Below are 17,780 nucleotides of genomic sequence, written 5' to 3' on the forward strand. Positions count from 1 at the left end.
CCTAAAAAAAGAATGTTTTTTTCACTTTTTCGATTCAAATAAGCCTTCTCCAACGCAAAACAGCCCACGAACCGAAAGAAACAAGCAGAGATATAACCAATGCGATGATGAAACCGAATGGGCTGTCTTCCATGCCGTTTATGAGGTTCATTCCGAAAAGCGATGCTACGAGCGTGGGGAACATCATCACGATTGTCACCACGGTGAGCGTGCGCATCACGGTGTTCATGTTATTGTTGATTATGCTCGAATAGGTGTCCATTGTAGATTCGAGAATGTCGGAGTAGATATTTGTCGTCTCGCGAGCCTGACTCATCTCGATGTTCACGTCTTCTATCAGGTCGGCATCAAGTTCATCGACCTGCAATTTGAACTTCAACTTCTGCAGCAGGTTCTCGTTCCCACGTATCGAAGTGATGAAGTATGTAAGCGAGTCCTGAAGCCTACTCAGTCCTATAAGCGACTCATTGTCAACACCTTTATCGAGGTCTTGCTTCGCACGTTCTATTATGTTGTTTATTTGTTTCAAGCGTTTCAGATACCACACTGCCGATGAGAGGAAGAGTCTGAAAATCATATCCACATAGTCGGTAAAGCCCGAACCGCGCCTCTGATGAAAACTTATGAAATCGAGCATCATATTGGTTTCGTAGTAGCACACCGTTATTGTAACGTCGCGCTTATGTATTATGCCGAGAGGCACGGTTGTGAAAGGGGTGCGGGAACGCACCTCTTTAACGTATGGGATACGCAAGATGATGAGCATCCAGCCGTCGTCATATTCGTAGCGGGCACGCTCGTCGGTATCGCTGATGTCAGAAATGAAATAGTCGGGGATGCCGAATCTTTCTTCAAGTTCACGCTGATCCTCGTCGGTCGGACATGTTACCTGTGTCCAACAGTTCGGTTGCCACTCTGTCAATTGCTTTAGGCAACCTGTTGTGTTCCAGTATTTCTTCATTTTTTCTAATCCTTCAATGATTCTTTTGGCGAAGGATTAGCCCTGCGGAAGTGGTAATCCTCTGCCTACGATAAGTTCTCGTTATTTTCCGCCGGATAGTCGTCCATACTGTTGTTTCTTTTGATTAATATTGGCGCATATACCGTTCTGATTGTTATTTTTTATGGTATTATGCACGATTTTCGGCTGCAAAGATAATATTTTTTTTTCTAACACGAGCATTATCGTATTTTTTTCGATTAAGAATTTTGGAAAAATTTAGGATAAAGGGGTATTTTTGAGGGGATAAAGGAGGATTACAATATTGAAATGGGATTTTTATTTTAGACTTGGGCGGCGTAGGTATTGAGGGGCGATTATCGGTTTCGGGTGGAATAATATTGATAGGTCGTAAGGTTATATAAAAATTATCATAGAGTTATCCGGAGATTTTTCGGGACAACTCTATGATAAAATTGGGATTTATTTGAATCCTTTGGGATAAGACTGAGGATTTCCGGGATTATCAGGAAGACCCTAACAATTCCGGAAAACAGCCTCTTATTTCACAGGAACTTCCTCAAGTGCCTTCTTCAGCAATTCCCAGAACGGCTCTGCAGTCTTCCAGAGTGCACGCTCGGTAGTTGTATGCGGAGAGCGAATGGTAGGACCAAAACTTACCACATCAAGTTGCGGATACTTGCCAAGGATTATCGAGCACTCCAAACCGGCATGATCAACCTGCACGATACCGTCCTCACCGCTCAGTTCTTTATACACACGCAGCATCAGTGCGAGAACCTCAGAATCCGGGTTCGGATCCCAACCGCCGTAACTTCCGGCAGTTTCCACCTTCATTCCGGCCATGTTGAAACAACTCTCAATTGTATTCACAACATAGTCTCTCATATCCTCACGACTTGAGCGGGCAAGAATCTTCACAAAAGCATCACCACCCTCGATGTCTATGATGGCAAGGTTAGAACTTGTTTCCACAACATCGGGATAAGAAGGAATCATACGGATAACACCGTCATGGCATGCATAAATGGCATTAATGAGATTATCCTGAACCTCTACAGGCACTTGCTTGGCAGGTGCCTCAACATCTTCTGCGAAGAACTCAATGCCATTTGTCTCTATCATCTTGAACTCATCGATGAACAGTTCTTTCCACTCCTCAACAAGTTCTTTCACTGCCTCAACATTCTCTTTCGGCAAAGTGAGCACTGTCTCGGCCTTGAAAGGAATAGCATTGCGCATGTTTCCGCCATGCCAAGTAGCCAAACGAGCGTCACACTTAGCGATAGCCTCGCGAACGAAGCGCACCATCAATTTGTTAGCATTGGCTCTGCCCTCGTTTATCTCCAGTCCGGAGTGTCCTCCACGGAGGCCTTTTATCGTTACGCGAACTGCAACATCTTCCTTGTCGGTGTCAACTTCCTTATAGCCAAGTATGGCTGTTACGTCTATACCACCGGCACTTCCGATAACGAACTTGCCCCATGTCTCAGAGTCGAGGTTGAACAGAATGTCGCCATTAAGTTCGCCTGCGGGCAGGTCGTTGGCTCCACACATACCGGTTTCCTCATCTGCTGTGATGAGAGCCTCTACCGGACCATGCTTCAAAGTCTTATCTTCCATAACGGCCATAATGGCTGCAACGCCCAAGCCATTGTCTGCACCAAGTGTGGTATTGTTTGCCTTTACCCACTCACCGTCAATCCACGGTTCAATCGGGTCTGTCTCGAAGTTATGCTTACTGTCGTAAGATTTCTGTGGCACCATGTCCATGTGAGCCTGCAGTATCACACCCTTACGGTTCTCCATACCGGCAGTTGCGGGTTTGCGCATTACTATATTGCCGGCCGGATCTTTGAAAGCCTCTACTCCTGCCTGCTTTGCGAAGTCAAGCAAGAATGTCTCTATTTTCTCAAGATGTCCTGATGGATGTGGAACTTGTGTCAATGCATAGAAGTTCTTCCAGATACATTGCGGTTTAAGATTTAAGATTTCGTTCATAGTTGTTATATCTTATTTTAATTTAAAGTTTCGACCGCAAAGATATAAAAAAACTATTCCACCGCCAAATCTTTTCACTACAAATTTCCGTATTACATTGATTTACGCTACCTTTGCACGCGATTACAATATGACAGAGCAAAAGAAAATCATTTCGAATGCGGTGAAAATCGCAATGCCTATTATCTTGGGCGCAGCAATACTCTACTGGATGTATCGCGACTTCGATTTCGGGAGCATCAAAAACGTGATGCTGCACGAGATGAATTGGACGTGGATGATTCTCTCCATGCCTTTCGGAATATTGGCGCAAATGTTCCGCGGATGGCGTTGGAAAATGGCGTTGGAGCCGTTAGGCGAAACCCCACGCACCTCCACCTGTATCAACAGCATATTCATGAGTTACGCCGCCTCCCTCGTGATTCCGCGTATCGGAGAGTTCACCCGTTGCGGTGTGCTGCGACAGTACGACGGAGTGTCTTTCCCCAAGGCATTGGGCACTGTTGTCACCGAGCGTGCCATTGACACATTGCTCGTACTTGCCATAACCTCACTGACACTGCTGTGGCAGATGAGCCTTTTCGGAGTATTCTTCGAAAAGACCGGTACAAGCATCGACTCTATACTCTCCGGCTTCTCACCGGCAGGCTATCTCGTCACCATTATATGTGGCATTGCTGCAATCATTCTGCTCCACCTGCTCTTTCGCCGCCTTAGTATATATAATAAGGTACGCTCAACATTGGGCGGAATATGGCAGGGCGTGATGTCGCTACGCGGTGTGCGCAACAAACCATTGTTCACCTTTTACACACTGGCAATATGGGGAAGTTATTTCATGCACTACTACCTCACGTTTTTCTGCTTTGATGCCACGTCCCACCTCGGCATGTCATGCGCTCTCGTAACATTCATTGTGGGGTCTATCGCAGTGATAGTACCGACCCCGAATGGTGCCGGCCCTTGGCATTTCGCAGTAAAAACGATGCTCATACTATACCTCGTGCCAGACCCGCAGGCTCTTTATTTTGTGCTTATCGTGCATACCCTACAGACCATGCTCGTTGTTCTGCTTGGCGTATATGCGTGGGTGGCACAGTCGTTCCACAGCAAGAAAGCACCTGTAAATCAAGGATAAAGCAAGTCGTCAACACTCTTCATAAAACCAAAACAGGCGAATTTGCCAACCAATTTCGCCCATTTTGCTTTGCAATTTCGCCCAATTTAGTCAGCAAATTGGGCGAAATTGTTTTCATAAAGTTTGCCGAGTGGCAACCCGCAGATAATTCAACCGGAAATCACGGAGTATCTTTGCGCAGCAACGACAGCATTATGCGCGCCGTCTCATCTGCCGCATTGTTATGTCCGAGAGCCGCCTCCATGCGCTCATAGCCACGAAGCATCGCCTCACGAGCATTGCCCCCCGGCAATATCGAGCGCAGACACGCACTAAGATTTTCATCGGTGAAGGAATCGGCAACAAGTTCCGGCACCACTTCTTCCCCCGCAATGAGGTTGACAAGCGAAACATACGACACCTTGATAACCTTCTTGCGCAGATAGCCGATTACAGAGGGCATCGGTGTCTCATAACACACCACCTGTGGAACACGAAAGAGCGCAGTCTCAAGTGTAGCCGTACCGCTCGTGACTAAAGCCGCAGTAGCATTCATTAAAAGCGCGAACGCGTTGTTATCAATAATACTCACACCATAATCGCAAACAAATTTGTCATAATATCCACGCTCGATACCGGGCGCACCGGCCAGTACCAAATTATAGTCGCGTGAATGTTCTGCTGCCGCACGGAGCATTGCCGGAAGATTGTCTTTTATCTCCTGTTTCCTACTGCCTGCCAAGAGTGCTATTATCGGACGTTCGTCAAGGCCGTATCTTGCGCGGAACTCCTCGGCCGTTTCTTTGCAATTGTCACGGAAACAGTTCACTTCTGTCGCCGTAGGATTGCCAACATAATGTATGGGATAGTTATGTTTTTTCTCGAAGAAGTCTTTCTCAAAAGGCAATATCGAGAACAATTCGTCAATATCGCGCCTTATATTCTTTATCCGATACTCCTTCCATGCCCACAGTTTCGGTGAGATATAGTAATATATAGGAATGTCTGAATGACGGTGCACATACTTCGCTATATCGAGATTGAAACCGGGATAGTCAACGAGTATAAGCACATCGGGATTCCAGTTGAGCACATCGCGCTTGCACATCTTCATATTTTTGGATATTGTACGCAAGTGCAGCAGCACAGGAATGAAACCCATATAAGCCATATCACGGTAGTGACGCACGCGCGTACCCCCCACTCCGGTCATCAAATCGCCACCAAGAAAACGGAAATCCGCTTCCGGGTCGCGCTCACTGATTGCCTGCATCAGGTGGGAAGCGTGCAGGTCTCCACTCGCTTCGCCTACTATAATATAGTATTTCATAACTTACGTGCCATTTTTCTATCCTCTTAACTAATCAACCTCACAGCCTTTACTATTCAGACAGGGAACTCCCAAGTCTTCATTTTTTCAATCATCGGATAGTTTGTTACATCTATCTGTGTAGGCGTTATTGCCACATATCCATGCCGCAGTGCCCAGTTGTCAGTATCTTCGGCATCGGGTTCGTCAGTCTCATATTTGCCAACCATCCAGAAATAGTCGTAACCCCTCGGATGAACGCAGCGAACGGTCTCTCCTGCCCATGTTCCCTTGGTCATTCGACACACCTTTACACCATTGTATTTCTCCACTACCGGAAAGTTGATATTCAGACAAACACCAACGGGGAGTCCCTCGTCGAGAACCCGCTTTGTCACATAGCGCACCACTGTTGTCATCAAAGAGAAATCCGCATCAGGGTCATGGTCGCACAGAGAGAACGCAACGGAGGGTATGTATTTCATGCAACCTTCGAGCGTTACGCCCATAGTCCCTGAATAATGGGTATTCACCGAGGCATTGTCACCATGATTTATGCCTCCGATAACCATATCGGGGCGACGCGTGAGGATGTTGCCAAGTGCCATCTTGACACAATCTACCGGTGTGCCGTTGCACGACCACACCTGCAATCCCTCTTCTTCACTCCTGAGTTCGAGTCGCAACGGCATAGTCGCAGAGAATGCACACGAATATCCGGAGCGTGGCGAATCCGGCGCACAGACAACAATTTCGGCTAAGTCGCGAAGCATTTCAACAAGACTGTTCAAGCCTTTTGCATCGTAGCCGTCGTCATTTGAAATAAGTATTAACGGTCTTTTATTTTTCATAAAAAAATTAATCTTTCGGTGCAAAAGTAATAAAAAAACATCAGTTTACCAATTTTTTTATTTATCTTTGCAAGATATTTAGGACTTGTTGCCCTCAAAAAATCAAAAAGATTGACTTTTGAAATGGGCAGTAAAACGCTAAAAGAAACAGTTAAAAGAGTTCTAAAGACATCAAAGTCAATAGAAGCAAAAAAACAAGAAGTAAAGAAATGGGAAAGATAATTGCATTAGCCAATCAGAAAGGAGGCGTTGGCAAGACCACTACAAGCATAAATCTGGCTGCATCACTGGCTACACTTGAGAAAAAGGTGCTCATAGTTGACGCAGACCCGCAGGCCAATGCGTCTAGCGGTTTGGGTGTCGATCTCAACGAGGTGGAGTGCTCTCTCTACGAATGTATCATCAACGGAGCAGACGTAAGAGATGCCATGTACACCACAGACATTGAGACTCTCGACATAATTCCGAGCCACATAGACCTCGTGGGTGCAGAGATCGAGATGCTCAACCTCCCACAACGAGAACGCGTAATCAAGAAAATACTCGAGCCGATAAAGGATGAATACGACTATATCCTTATCGACTGTTCACCATCATTGGGACTTATCACCGTGAATGCACTTACGGCTGCCGACTCGGTAATTATCCCGGTTCAGTGTGAATATTTCGCACTTGAGGGCATCAGTAAACTGCTTAACACGATAAGAATTATCAAAAGCAAACTGAATACGCAGTTGGAGATCGAGGGATTCTTGCTCACTATGTATGACAGCAGACTGCGTCTGGCTCGCCAGATATACGATGAGGTGAAACGACATTTCCAAGAATTGGTGTTCAAGACCGTTATACAGCGCAATGTGAAGTTGTCGGAAGCACCGAGCCACGGCCTACCCGTGATACTTTATGACGCTGAATCCACAGGAACAAAGAACCACCTTGCACTTGCAAAGGAAATTATCAACAAGAATTAATCATGGCAGTAAGAAAGAAATATGCCACGTCCGGCCATAATGCACTTGGCCGCGGGCTCGATGCTCTGATTTCTACCGAGGAGGTGAAGACGCAGGGCTCTTCCACAATATGTGAGGTATCTATATCGCAGATAGAGGCAAACCCTAACCAGCCGCGCCGCGATTTCGACCAAGAAGCGCTGCAAGAACTGGCGCAAAGCATAAAGGAAATAGGCATCGTGAGTCCCATAACGTTAAGGCAGACGAGCGATAACAAATACCAAATCATAGCCGGAGAACGCCGCTGGAGGGCTTCACAAATAGCCGGACTGAATGCCATACCGGCATATATCCGCACCACAAGCGACGAGAATGTCATGGAAATGGCTCTCGTTGAGAATATTCAGCGCGAGGATCTTAATTCCATTGAGATTGCACTTGCATATCAGCACCTGTTGGAAAACACAGGAATGACACAGGAAAAAGTGGCCGAGCGCGTGGGAAAAAGTCGCACGGCGGTCACTAATCATCTGCGACTGTTGAAACTGCCGGCGCAGGTACAGATGGCTCTTCAGAAGAAAGAAATAGACATGGGGCACGCACGTGCACTGCTATCAATAGATAGTCCGTCGCAACAAATACGCGTATTCCGCGACATTCAGAAGAACGGATACTCGGTAAGACAGGTGGAAAACCTCGTAAAAGGACTGAAAGAAGGAGATGGTGAGGGCACGAAGAGCGCACCGAAGAGAAGAACTTCGATGCCGGAAGAATATGCCCCGCTGCAAGAAAAACTCACCGCCTTGTTCAATAACAAAGTGGAAATGATTTGCTCTGCAAACGGAAAAGGAAAGATTACCATACCTTTCGGCAGTGAGGAGGAACTGGAACGCATAATGAGCGTGTTCGACAAAATGAACTGATTGCGCCGTGAGGATAATGTCGAGCAAAATAAACAGGATTGCGGTGACGGCAATAATCGCTTTCACATGGTTCTCAACAGGTGCAAAGGCACAGGTGGAGACTGACAGCACGTTTATCTTCGACTACGACCCGATACGCAATGCCGGCGATACCGTGATTGCTACGGGTAGCGACATCATTTACTTTGAAGACGCGGAAATAAGAGAGAGGCCTGCCTTTGCGAAAGAAAGGCGAGACAGGGAGAGAATAAAGAAGGAGAAAAAAGACATGGGATTGTGGCGGCCGGATCCAAAGAAGGCACTCTGGCTCTCCATAGTACTGCCCGGCGCAGGACAGATATACAACCGCAAATACTGGAAACTACCTATCGTGTATGGGGGATTCATGGGTTGCATATATGCCATGCAGTGGAACAACATGATGTACAACGACTACTCGCAAGCCTATCTCGATCTTATGGACAACGACCCGCAGACGCAGAGTTACAACCAATTCTTGCACCTCGGGGCTGTCATCAACGAGAGCAACAAGGCTCAATATGAGAACATTTTCAGGAGAAGAAAGGATTACTTTCGCCGCTACCGCGACATGAGTTTCTTCATTCTCGTGGGCGTATATGCACTGTCGGTAATCGATGCTTACGTAGATGCATCACTATCCGAGTTCGACATATCGCCCGACTTGAGCATGAGAATAGAGCCGGCAGTGATAAAAAGCGGGATTTACAACAATCCGCTGAAGTCGGCAGCAGTAGGAGTCAGTTGCTCGCTAACCTTCTGAACAATATCAAAAGAGTAACAAAGGAATTACTTTTCGCCCCTCAACAGAGGCTGACAGAGTACAAACACCTAACGATATGAAACAATAATATAAACGACAGATATGAAGAAAAGATTTTTTTTAATTATTGCCGCAATGTTCACCGTCAGTTTTTCAGCATACGCTCAATATGACGATGAATACGAAATCGTGGTGACCGATGCCAACGGAAACCGACAAGAGATTGACATTCCCGAAGCAATGACATTCGAGGTTGACAGCATGTTGAATCTCTATTATTCCAAAACGTTCCTAACAGACGATGCCAACTGCACCACAAGCAGCAGCGACCCGGAGTTCAGCGAACAGGAATACATCGACAGACTTAACCGTCTGCCATACGTAGTACCAATGCCATACAACGAAATAGTAAGGAAATTCATCGACCGATACACCAAGTCGGGTCGCCGTTCGGTAGGCTACATGCTCGCAGCGATGAACTTCTACACCCCAATATTCGAACAAGCACTCGAAACTTTCGGTGTTCCACTCGAGATGAAGTATCTTCCGGTAGTGGAATCGGGTCTGAACCCGGCGGCCGTTTCGCATGCCGGAGCAGCCGGACTATGGCAGTTCATGATGCAATCAGGCAAACGTTACGGTCTGAGAGTGAACTCTCTCGTGGACGATCGTCGCGACCCTATCAAGTCATCGTACGCCGCAGCCGAACTCCTTAGCGACCTATATCGTGTCTTTGGCGACTGGCATCTGGCATTGGCAGCATACAACTGCGGACCGGAAAACGTGAACCGCGCCATTCACCGCGCAGGAGGAAGCAAGGACTATTGGACGATATACCAATACCTGCCACGCGAAACGCGAGGCTATGTGCCGGCATTCATCGCGGCAAACTACGTGATGAACTACTACTGCGAACACAAAATCTGCCCCATGCGCTCAACACTGCCGGAGAAAGCAGATACCGTTATGGTTGACCGTGACGTAACTTTCCAGACCATATCGGATGTTTGCGGAATCTCTATCGAACAACTTCGTGCACTGAACCCACAGTATCGCCGCGACGTAGTGAACGGAAGCAGCGAACCGTCGGCCATAAGCATGCCGCCGGCAGTGGTATTGTCGTTCATCGATAACCAGCAGAAAATATACGCACAGTCATCAAGCGTAACATTCTCTGACAACGTTGACAATTCAACTTACAGCGAAACAAGGTCATACAGGACACCTTCGACAAGTAACAACTACACTACGCAGTCGTATTCGGAGCCTCAACAAAGTTATTCCTCACAGCAAAGAAACTACTCAAGCAGCAGGAATTACTCATACAGTGCAGGCAAGAAGAGTTATTCAAGAGCACGGAGTAAAGTAGGGAAAAGCCATCGTAAATCATCTTCAGCCAAAGGAAAAAATGCTTATTCTAAAGCATCCAAGGCTTCAAAGAAACGCGGCAATAGTGGCAAGAAGAGTTCAAAACGCTCGTCACGCCGCCAACAGACAACGCAGAACGTGACCATCAAGCAGGGCGAAACACTCTCAGGATTGGCACGCAAGCACGGTACTACCGTGAAAAAACTACAGCAGATAAACGGCATCAAGGGTTCAAATATCCGTGCCGGAAAGCAAATCAGAGTAAAATAAAACAGCAATGATAAAGGTATGGACATGCAATAACGTGTGTGTTCATACCTTATATTATATATATAAGCGCAAGTCGGGCATAGCCTTTACAAACTAACCGTTCTGAAAGAGAAAGAAGAAACACTATGGAAGAGCAGAACAAGACAGACATCACACGCGAAGAAGCGGAAGAGAAATTGGTGAACGACGCTTTCCAAAAACTGCTGGAGAGTTACCTCGCATCACGACACAGAAAGAAGGTGGACATAATCACCAAGGCATTCAATTTCGCAAAACAAGCACACAAAGGTGTTCGACGACTTTCGGGCGAACCCTATATCATGCACCCCATTGCCGTAGCACAGATAGCATGCGAGGAAATGGGACTCGGCTCAACGAGCATCTGCTCATCGCTCCTGCACGATGTGGTCGAAGATACCGACTACACCGTAGAAGACATAGAGAATATCTTCGGAAAGAAGATTGCGCAAATTGTTGACGGACTGACAAAAATCTCAGGCGGAATATTCGGCGACCAAGCATCGGCACAGGCAGAAAACTTCAAGAAACTGCTGCTCACGATGAGCGATGACATCAGAGTTATTCTGATAAAAATATGCGACCGCTTGCACAACATGCGCACACTTGACAGTCAGCCGGCCAACAAGCAATACAAGATTGCAGGCGAAACGCTGTATATCTACGCACCACTCGCCAACCGTCTGGGACTGAACAAGATAAAGACTGAACTCGAGAACCTCAGTTTCAAGTTCGAACACCCGGAAGAATATCAATATATAATGAAGAAACTCGAACTGACAAGTGCTCGTCGCGATGAACTTTTCGAGAAATTCACAGAACCAATACGAGAGAAACTCGTATCCATGGGGATAAAGTATGAAATCAAGGCACGTGTAAAAAGTCCATATTCCATTTGGAATAAGATGCAGAGCAAGCACGTATCTTTCGATGACATATACGATATTCTTGCCGTGCGCATCATCTTCACACCTGAAAAAAGGGAAAACGAGGTAAACGAATGTTTCAACATCTACGTAGCAATAAGCAAACTCTATAAAGCCCATCCGAACCGCCTGCGCGACTGGCTGAGCCTGCCGAAAGCAAACGGTTATCAGGCTCTGCACGTGACATTGATGTCGAAATCGGGACAATGGATTGAGGTGCAGATACGCAGCGACAGAATGAACGAGATTGCCGAACAAGGATTTGCAGCACACTGGAAATACAAAGACGGTGGTGGTGAATACACCGAGGACGAGAACGAACTGAACGACTTGCTGCGCACAATAAAGGAAATACTCGATGACCCGCAGCCCAACGCAATGGATTTCCTCGACGCTATCAAGATGAACCTCTTCGCGACAGAGATTTTTGTCTTCACGCCAAAGGGGGAAATAAAAACCATGCCGGCAGGATGCACCGCACTCGACTTTGCATTTCAGATTCACACCTTCCTCGGAAGCCACTGCATCGGAGCAAAAGTTAACCACAAATTGGTGCCGCTAAGCCATAAGTTACAGAGCGGAGACCAAGTGGAAATACTTACGAGCAACTCGCAGCATGTAGAACCGGAATGGGTCAACTTTGTGGGAACGGCTAAGGCAAAGAACAAAATCCTTTCAATACTGAGACGCGAGAGTCGCGAAACTCAGAAAGTAGGAGAGCAGGTTCTTACAGATTTCCTGAAACGCTACGACATGGAACCTACGCTGTCGGTGCTCGACAAACTTTGCGAACTGCACGAAGTGAAAAAGCACGAGACACTATTCCAAGATCTCGGAAACAAAAAAATAATCCTCGGTAACCGCGACATAGATGAACTGAATGGCAAAAAGAAGAAACAGACAAACAGCGGTTGGCGGCGTTATGTGCCGTTCCTTGGCGGCAAGGAAAAGACAGAATTGCGACCAGGACAGACAGATAGCACCGGCGGACTGATAGTTGTGCCGAAAGACATGAACCGCAAGAAACCGATATTTGTCACCGACGAAAACATCTCACAATACATCTTCAAAGACTGTTGTCACTCAATTCCGGGCGACGACATCCTCGGTTTCATCACCGGCGACAACCATATAGAGATACACAAACGCTCATGCTCCGTAGCATCGAAACTGAAATCAAGTTACGGCAACCGCATCCTCGATGCTAAATGGAAAATGAGCAAGAGGTTGTTCTTCGATGCTTCGATAAAAATAAGGGGCATCGACCGCATCGGAATACTAAACGATGTAACGCAGGTGCTATCATCACAATTCGGTGTCAGCATGCGTAAGATTACCGCATGCTGCGAGGAGAGCATCTTTGAGGGAACAATGGAACTGCGCGTACACGATCGCGAAGACGTTCATACAATCATAGACAGGCTGAAAAAGATTGACGGTCTGAAAGAGGTGAACGAGACAATGTAAATCCGAACGGCACAAACAAATCGCCGTTTCATAACGATCGGCTCGTCGAAACACAATATAACAATATGCAATTTCGCCCAATTTGCTTGACAAATTGGGCGAAATTGTATTGTAAAACGGGCGAAATTGTCGGGCAAAATAGGCGAGATTGCAGTTGCAAAGCCAATCTTACATCATACCAACACAGGCTAACTGCATGGAAGAGAGGGGTTTATTATCTTGCCGAAAATTTCTTTCATGAAGAGGTCAGGTAAGATAATCGAGTTGCCGTTTCAGTTCTCTCAAGTCCTCACGCACACGAATCAGTCGCTCAAGAGCCTGCGTACTACTGTCCACATTCTTCTTGTTCTGATGCAACATCTTGCGAGCCGCAGCGAGTTTGAAGCCACGCACTTTCACAAGATTATATATAAGACGCAACTGTTCTATCTCTTTTTCGGTGTATTGCCGCACGCGGTTGCCGGTGGTTTTCGGTCTTATCTGCGGGAACTCAGTCTCCCAATATCGCAGAAGACTCTCCGCGACATCGAACATCTCTGCCACTTCCCTTATAGAATAATAGAGTTTCTTGGGTTTCTCGGTCTTTAAAGGCATATTATGAAATTATGGTTTTATTTTCAAATCGACACCATGCGATTTTTCATAGCGATATTTTCTGCAAAAATACAAAATAATTTGCAATATGAAACGAATACCGCGATATTTTTATTAATTTTGCACTCAAATTTCAAAAATAGCAAACAGGAAATAAGTAAATAGCAATTTATATGATGACAGCAAACGAAATCCGCGACTCATTCAAGAAATTCTTCGAGTCGAAAGGTCACGCTATCGTTTCGTCTGCACCAATGGTGGTGAAAGACGACCCAACTTTGATGTTCACAAATGCAGGCATGAACCAATGGAAGGATATTATCCTCGGAACATGCGAGCCGGAACCGCGCCGCCGAGCGAACTCACAGAAATGTCTCCGCGTGAGCGGCAAGCACAACGACTTGGAGGAAGTTGGTCATGACACATATCATCACACGATGTTCGAGATGCTCGGCAATTGGTCGTTCGGCGACTATTTCAAGGAGGGTGCCATAGACATGGCATGGGAATATCTCGTTGATGTGCTGCATCTCAACCCGAACGATCTCTACGTAACGGTGTTCGAGGGTTCGCCGGAAGAAAATATTCCACGCGACGACGAGGCTGCACAATTCTGGGCAAAGCATGTCCCCGCCGACCATATCATCAACGGCAGCAAGCACGACAACTTCTGGGAAATGGGCGATACAGGCCCTTGCGGTCCTTGTTCGGAAATACATCTCGACTCACGCACTGACAAAGAGAAAGAAAAAATATCCGGACGAGAACTCGTAAACAAGGACAACCCTCAGGTAATTGAGATTTGGAACCTTGTCTTCATGCAGTTCAACCGCAAATCAGACGGTTCGCTGGAGAAACTCGCAATGAACGTTATTGATACCGGCATGGGCTTCGAACGACTCGTAAGGGCACTGCAAGGCAAGCGCTCCAACTATGATACAGACGTTTTCCAACCGATGATCAAGGAGATAGAACGTCTCACCGGACTTCAATATGAAGGGGAAGCGTTGAGCGTTGAAGGTTTAGCGTTGAGCGACAAGGAAGGAACGTTGAGCGTTGAGCGTTTAGCGTTGAGCGACAAAGGGGGAGCGTTGAGCAAAGAAAGTAATGTTAATGAAACTAACAACGCTCAACCCTCAACCCTCAACCCTCAACCCTCAACTCTCAGTTCTCAACAAGAAACAAACGTTGCAATGCGTGTAATAGCCGACCATATACGTGCAGTAAGTTTCTCGATTGCCGACGGACAATTGCCCGGAAACGCAAAGGCGGGATACGTTATACGCCGCATATTGCGCCGTGCGGTGCGCTATGCCTATACCTTCCTCGGTCAAAAGGAGGCGTTCTTGTTCAAACTTGTGCCGATGCTCGTTCACGAAATGGGCGACGCATACCCGGAACTTAAAGCACAGCGCGAGCTGATAACACGCGTCATAAAGGAAGAGGAGGACTCGTTCCTGCGTACCCTCGACAAAGGTATCAGCATGCTGAACAACGCCATGGACGAGATGAGGGCTGCCGGAAAGAAGGAACTCGACGGCGCACAAGCGTTCAAACTCTTCGACACCTACGGTTTCCCGCTCGACCTTACCGAACTTATCTGCCGCGAGAACGGTTTCTCGGTGGATGAAAAACGTTTCGATGAGGAGATGCAAAAGCAGAAAGAGCGTGCCCGCAATGCTGCGGCCGTGGAGAATGGTGACTGGATAACGGTTGGAAACACTGATGGAAAAGTTGCAGAGGAGACAACATTCGGAGAACAACATTTCGTGGGTTACGACTACACCGAACACGAATGTCACATCATACGCTACCGCAAGGTGACACAGAAGAAGAACACCTTCTATGAACTTGTGCTCGACTACACACCTTTCTACGGAGAAATGGGTGGTCAGGTGGGCGACCAAGGTGTGCTCGTAAGCGAGGAAGAGACGGTGGAAATCATCGACACCAAGCGCGAGAACAACCAGTCGGTACACATCGTTAAGGAACTTCCGAAGAACATGGAAGCAAGTTTCATGGCTTGCGTTGATACCGATAAGCGTGAGGCTTGTGCCGCAAACCACAGCGCAACCCACCTGCTCGACTACGCACTGAAGCAGGTTTTGGGCAGCCATGTGGAACAGAAAGGCTCGTTCGTAAGCCCCGACACACTGCGTTTCGACTTCTCTCACTTCCAGAAAACCACCGATGAGGAACTGCGAATGGTAGAACGCATGATAAACGACATGATACGCCAGAACATCAGTCTTGAAGAATTTCGCGAAACTCCGATAGAAGAAGCACGCAAAATGGGTGCTGTGGCACTATTCGGAGAGAAATATGGCGACAAGGTGAGAGTGGTGAAATTCGGCCCGAGTGTCGAGTTCTGTGGCGGTATTCATGCACGTGCAACAGGCAGCATAGGTATGTTCAAGATTATGAGTGAGGCAAGCGTTGCCGCCGGAATACGCCGTATAGAGGCCAAGACCGGAAGGGAATGTGAGGAACTGATGTATAATCTCGAAGACGCTATACGCGCTCTGAAGGCGATGTTCAACAACGCCAAAGACCTTGAAGGCACGGTACAGAAATATATCAGTGAGCATGACGAACTGAAGAAGCAGGTGGAGAAATTCACCGCCGAAGCCATTGAACGACTGAAAGAAAAACTGCTCGCAAACCCACGTATAATAAACGGTGTGAAGGTATATACCTCGGTATTGCCCATAAAACCGGAACAGGCCAAAGACCTTGTGTTCAAAGTGCGTGCGGCAGAGCCGGAACAGTCACTCTGTGTCGTAGGAAGCGTATTTGACAACCGTCCGATGCTGAATGTGATAATCAGCGAAGACCTCGTAAAAGAGCAAGGCATGAATGCCGGACAGTTAGTGCGCGAGGCGGCGAAACTTATACAAGGCGGCGGTGGCGGACAGCCACACTTCGCTTCTGCGGGCGGAAAGAACCCTGATGGAATAAGTGCTGCGGTGGATAAAGTAATAGAACTGGCAAACCTCTAAGACCTTATCGCCGTCAGTAACAGGCATAATTAAAAGCCATATCCAACTTCATAAAGAAGCGGGATATGGCTTTTGATTCATGCCTGTATGCTAATATTATTTCTCTAACTTGCCAAAGCCTCCATTATCTTTGCCTCAAGTTCTTCGCAAAGTTCTGGATTATCGTTAAGTACTTTCTTCACAGCGTCGCGTCCCTGACCAAGTTTCGCATTTTCGTAAGAGAACCATGAGCCGCTCTTCTGCAATATTCCATACTCCACGCCAAGGTCAACAATCTCGCCAACCTTCGAAATACCATTGCCAAACGTTATCTCAAACTCGGCCTTGCGGAACGGAGGAGCAACCTTGTTCTTCACCACTTTCACGCGCACTTGGTTGCCAACAACCTCGTCACCATCCTTTATGCTCGTCACGCGGCGTATGTCAAGGCGCACCGACGAATAGAACTTCAGGGCGTTTCCACCTGTTGTTGTCTCCGGATTGCCGAACATAACGCCAATCTTCTCACGCAACTGGTTGATGAATATGCACGTGGTGTTTGTCTTTGAAATAGTACTTGTGAGTTTACGCAGAGCCTGACTCATCAATCGTGCCTGCAATCCCACAACGTTATCGCCCATATCTCCCTCTATCTCTTTCTTCGGAGTGAGAGCCGCAACGGAGTCAACAACAAGAATATCCACGGCAGACGAGGATATCAGTTGGTCGGCAATCTGCAATGCCTGCTCACCGTTGTCGGGCTGCGAAATCCACAAATTATCCACATCCACACCCAATCGCTGGGCATAGAAACGGTCGAAAGCATGCTCCGCATCGATGAATGCCGCTATGCCACCCTGCTTCTGAGCCTCTGCAATAGCATGGATAGCAAGCGTTGTCTTACCCGACGACTCCGGACCATATATCTCAATGATACGCCCACGAGGATAACCGCCCACGCCGAGCGCGGCATTCAGTCCGATACTTCCCGACGGAATAACCTCCACATTCTCAATCTGCTCGTCTCCGAGTTTCATTATAGAGCCTTTTCCGAAATCTTTTTCTATCTTCGCCATTGCCGCCTGCAACGCTTTCATCTTCTCGTTTTGCGGGTTCAAGGCGTTGGTCTCTTCTGTTTTCTTTGCCATAATACAACCCCATCCTTAATCCTCTCCATGAAATAATGTAGTCGGAAATAAATCCTAAAGGATCAAGATGGTCTTCTTTTGTTATTTATTATTAATACTGATTTAATTCAATAATCCA

At 47.1% G+C, this 17,780-nt stretch carries 13 protein-coding genes; 7 read left to right on the forward strand and 6 right to left on the reverse strand.

The window, feature by feature from the left end; all coding sequences use genetic code 11:
• Positions 1-34: 34 nt before the first annotated feature.
• Positions 35-961, reverse strand: coding sequence for a magnesium transporter CorA family protein (locus EHV08_RS04880; RefSeq protein WP_126678329.1), 927 nt, complete (start codon positions 959-961; stop codon positions 35-37).
• A 540-nt stretch (positions 962-1,501) separates the two neighbouring features.
• Complete coding sequence (locus EHV08_RS04885; RefSeq protein WP_126678330.1) at positions 1,502-2,962, reverse strand: aminoacyl-histidine dipeptidase; 1,461 nt, start codon at positions 2,960-2,962, stop codon at positions 1,502-1,504.
• Between the two features lie 130 nt (positions 2,963-3,092).
• Here EHV08_RS04885 and EHV08_RS04890 point away from each other — a divergent pair, with 130 nt between their 5' ends.
• The gene (locus tag EHV08_RS04890) at positions 3,093-4,100 is read left to right on the forward strand and encodes a lysylphosphatidylglycerol synthase transmembrane domain-containing protein (RefSeq protein ID WP_126678331.1); all 1,008 of its coding nucleotides are present in this window, start codon (positions 3,093-3,095) and stop codon (positions 4,098-4,100) included.
• Between the two features lie 160 nt (positions 4,101-4,260).
• Here the strand turns inward: EHV08_RS04890 and lpxB are convergent, their stop codons facing one another.
• Positions 4,261-5,409, reverse strand: coding sequence for a lipid-A-disaccharide synthase (gene lpxB, locus EHV08_RS04895; RefSeq protein WP_126678332.1), 1,149 nt, complete (start codon positions 5,407-5,409; stop codon positions 4,261-4,263).
• A 56-nt stretch (positions 5,410-5,465) separates the two neighbouring features.
• The gene (gene surE / locus EHV08_RS04900; RefSeq protein ID WP_126678333.1) at positions 5,466-6,239 is read right to left on the reverse strand and encodes a 5'/3'-nucleotidase SurE; all 774 of its coding nucleotides are present in this window, start codon (positions 6,237-6,239) and stop codon (positions 5,466-5,468) included.
• A gap of 209 nt (positions 6,240-6,448) precedes the next feature.
• On the opposite strand from surE, the gene EHV08_RS04905 reads away from it, so the two are divergent.
• The 5 genes from EHV08_RS04905 (at position 6,449) to EHV08_RS04925 (ending at position 12,942) form a co-directional block, all read left to right on the forward strand.
• Positions 6,449-7,210: a ParA family protein gene (locus EHV08_RS04905; protein WP_126678334.1), complete on the forward strand. Its 762-nt coding sequence runs from the start codon at positions 6,449-6,451 to the stop codon at positions 7,208-7,210.
• Positions 7,211-7,212: 2 nt separating this feature from the next.
• Positions 7,213-8,112: a ParB/RepB/Spo0J family partition protein gene (locus tag EHV08_RS04910; protein WP_126678335.1), complete on the forward strand. Its 900-nt coding sequence runs from the start codon at positions 7,213-7,215 to the stop codon at positions 8,110-8,112.
• Positions 8,113-8,128: 16 nt separating this feature from the next.
• Positions 8,129-8,893 carry a DUF5683 domain-containing protein gene (locus tag EHV08_RS04915; RefSeq protein WP_126678336.1) on the forward strand — a complete coding sequence of 255 codons (765 nt, stop codon included), beginning with the start codon at positions 8,129-8,131 and terminating at the stop codon, positions 8,891-8,893.
• A gap of 102 nt (positions 8,894-8,995) precedes the next feature.
• Positions 8,996-10,531: a lytic transglycosylase domain-containing protein gene (locus EHV08_RS04920; RefSeq protein WP_158676049.1), complete on the forward strand. Its 1,536-nt coding sequence runs from the start codon at positions 8,996-8,998 to the stop codon at positions 10,529-10,531.
• 125 nt (positions 10,532-10,656) lie between these two features.
• On the forward strand, positions 10,657-12,942 hold the full coding sequence (locus EHV08_RS04925; protein ID WP_126678337.1) for a RelA/SpoT family protein: 2,286 nt from the start codon (positions 10,657-10,659) through the stop codon (positions 12,940-12,942).
• A 246-nt stretch (positions 12,943-13,188) separates the two neighbouring features.
• Here EHV08_RS04925 and EHV08_RS04930 read toward each other — a convergent pair whose 3' ends face one another.
• Positions 13,189-13,536: a MerR family transcriptional regulator gene (locus EHV08_RS04930; RefSeq protein WP_126678338.1), complete on the reverse strand. Its 348-nt coding sequence runs from the start codon at positions 13,534-13,536 to the stop codon at positions 13,189-13,191.
• A 173-nt stretch (positions 13,537-13,709) separates the two neighbouring features.
• Between EHV08_RS04930 and alaS the strand changes: the two genes are divergently transcribed.
• Positions 13,710-16,535 (forward strand): alanine--tRNA ligase, encoded by a 2,826-nt coding sequence (gene alaS, locus EHV08_RS04935; protein WP_126678339.1) that lies wholly within the window; start codon positions 13,710-13,712, stop codon positions 16,533-16,535.
• 104 nt (positions 16,536-16,639) lie between these two features.
• On the opposite strand, the gene recA is transcribed toward alaS, so the two are convergent.
• A complete protein-coding gene (gene recA, locus EHV08_RS04940; protein ID WP_126678340.1) occupies positions 16,640-17,662 on the reverse strand; it encodes a recombinase RecA in 1,023 nt (340 codons plus the stop codon).
• Positions 17,663-17,780 lie beyond the last annotated feature (118 nt).

Source organism: Prevotella koreensis (assembly GCF_003977605.1).
Classification (GTDB): domain Bacteria; phylum Bacteroidota; class Bacteroidia; order Bacteroidales; family Bacteroidaceae; genus Prevotella; species Prevotella koreensis.

Excerpts from the sequence above, each read along its gene's own strand:
- EHV08_RS04880 (WP_126678329.1), bottom strand. The coding sequence starts at position 961 with ATGAAGAAATACTGGAACACAACAGGTTGCCTAAAGCAATTGACAGAG.
- EHV08_RS04885 (WP_126678330.1), bottom strand. The coding sequence starts at position 2,962 with ATGAACGAAATCTTAAATCTTAAACCGCAATGTATCTGGAAGAACTTC.
- EHV08_RS04890 (WP_126678331.1), top strand. The coding sequence starts at position 3,093 with ATGACAGAGCAAAAGAAAATCATTTCGAATGCGGTGAAAATCGCAATG.
- lpxB (WP_126678332.1), bottom strand. The coding sequence starts at position 5,409 with ATGAAATACTATATTATAGTAGGCGAAGCGAGTGGAGACCTGCACGCT.
- surE (WP_126678333.1), bottom strand. The coding sequence starts at position 6,239 with ATGAAAAATAAAAGACCGTTAATACTTATTTCAAATGACGACGGCTAC.
- EHV08_RS04905 (WP_126678334.1), top strand. The coding sequence starts at position 6,449 with ATGGGAAAGATAATTGCATTAGCCAATCAGAAAGGAGGCGTTGGCAAG.
- EHV08_RS04910 (WP_126678335.1), top strand. The coding sequence starts at position 7,213 with ATGGCAGTAAGAAAGAAATATGCCACGTCCGGCCATAATGCACTTGGC.
- EHV08_RS04915 (WP_126678336.1), top strand. The coding sequence starts at position 8,129 with ATGTCGAGCAAAATAAACAGGATTGCGGTGACGGCAATAATCGCTTTC.
- EHV08_RS04920 (WP_158676049.1), top strand. The coding sequence starts at position 8,996 with ATGAAGAAAAGATTTTTTTTAATTATTGCCGCAATGTTCACCGTCAGT.
- EHV08_RS04925 (WP_126678337.1), top strand. The coding sequence starts at position 10,657 with ATGGAAGAGCAGAACAAGACAGACATCACACGCGAAGAAGCGGAAGAG.
- EHV08_RS04930 (WP_126678338.1), bottom strand. The coding sequence starts at position 13,536 with ATGCCTTTAAAGACCGAGAAACCCAAGAAACTCTATTATTCTATAAGG.
- alaS (WP_126678339.1), top strand. The coding sequence starts at position 13,710 with ATGATGACAGCAAACGAAATCCGCGACTCATTCAAGAAATTCTTCGAG.
- recA (WP_126678340.1), bottom strand. The coding sequence starts at position 17,662 with ATGGCAAAGAAAACAGAAGAGACCAACGCCTTGAACCCGCAAAACGAG.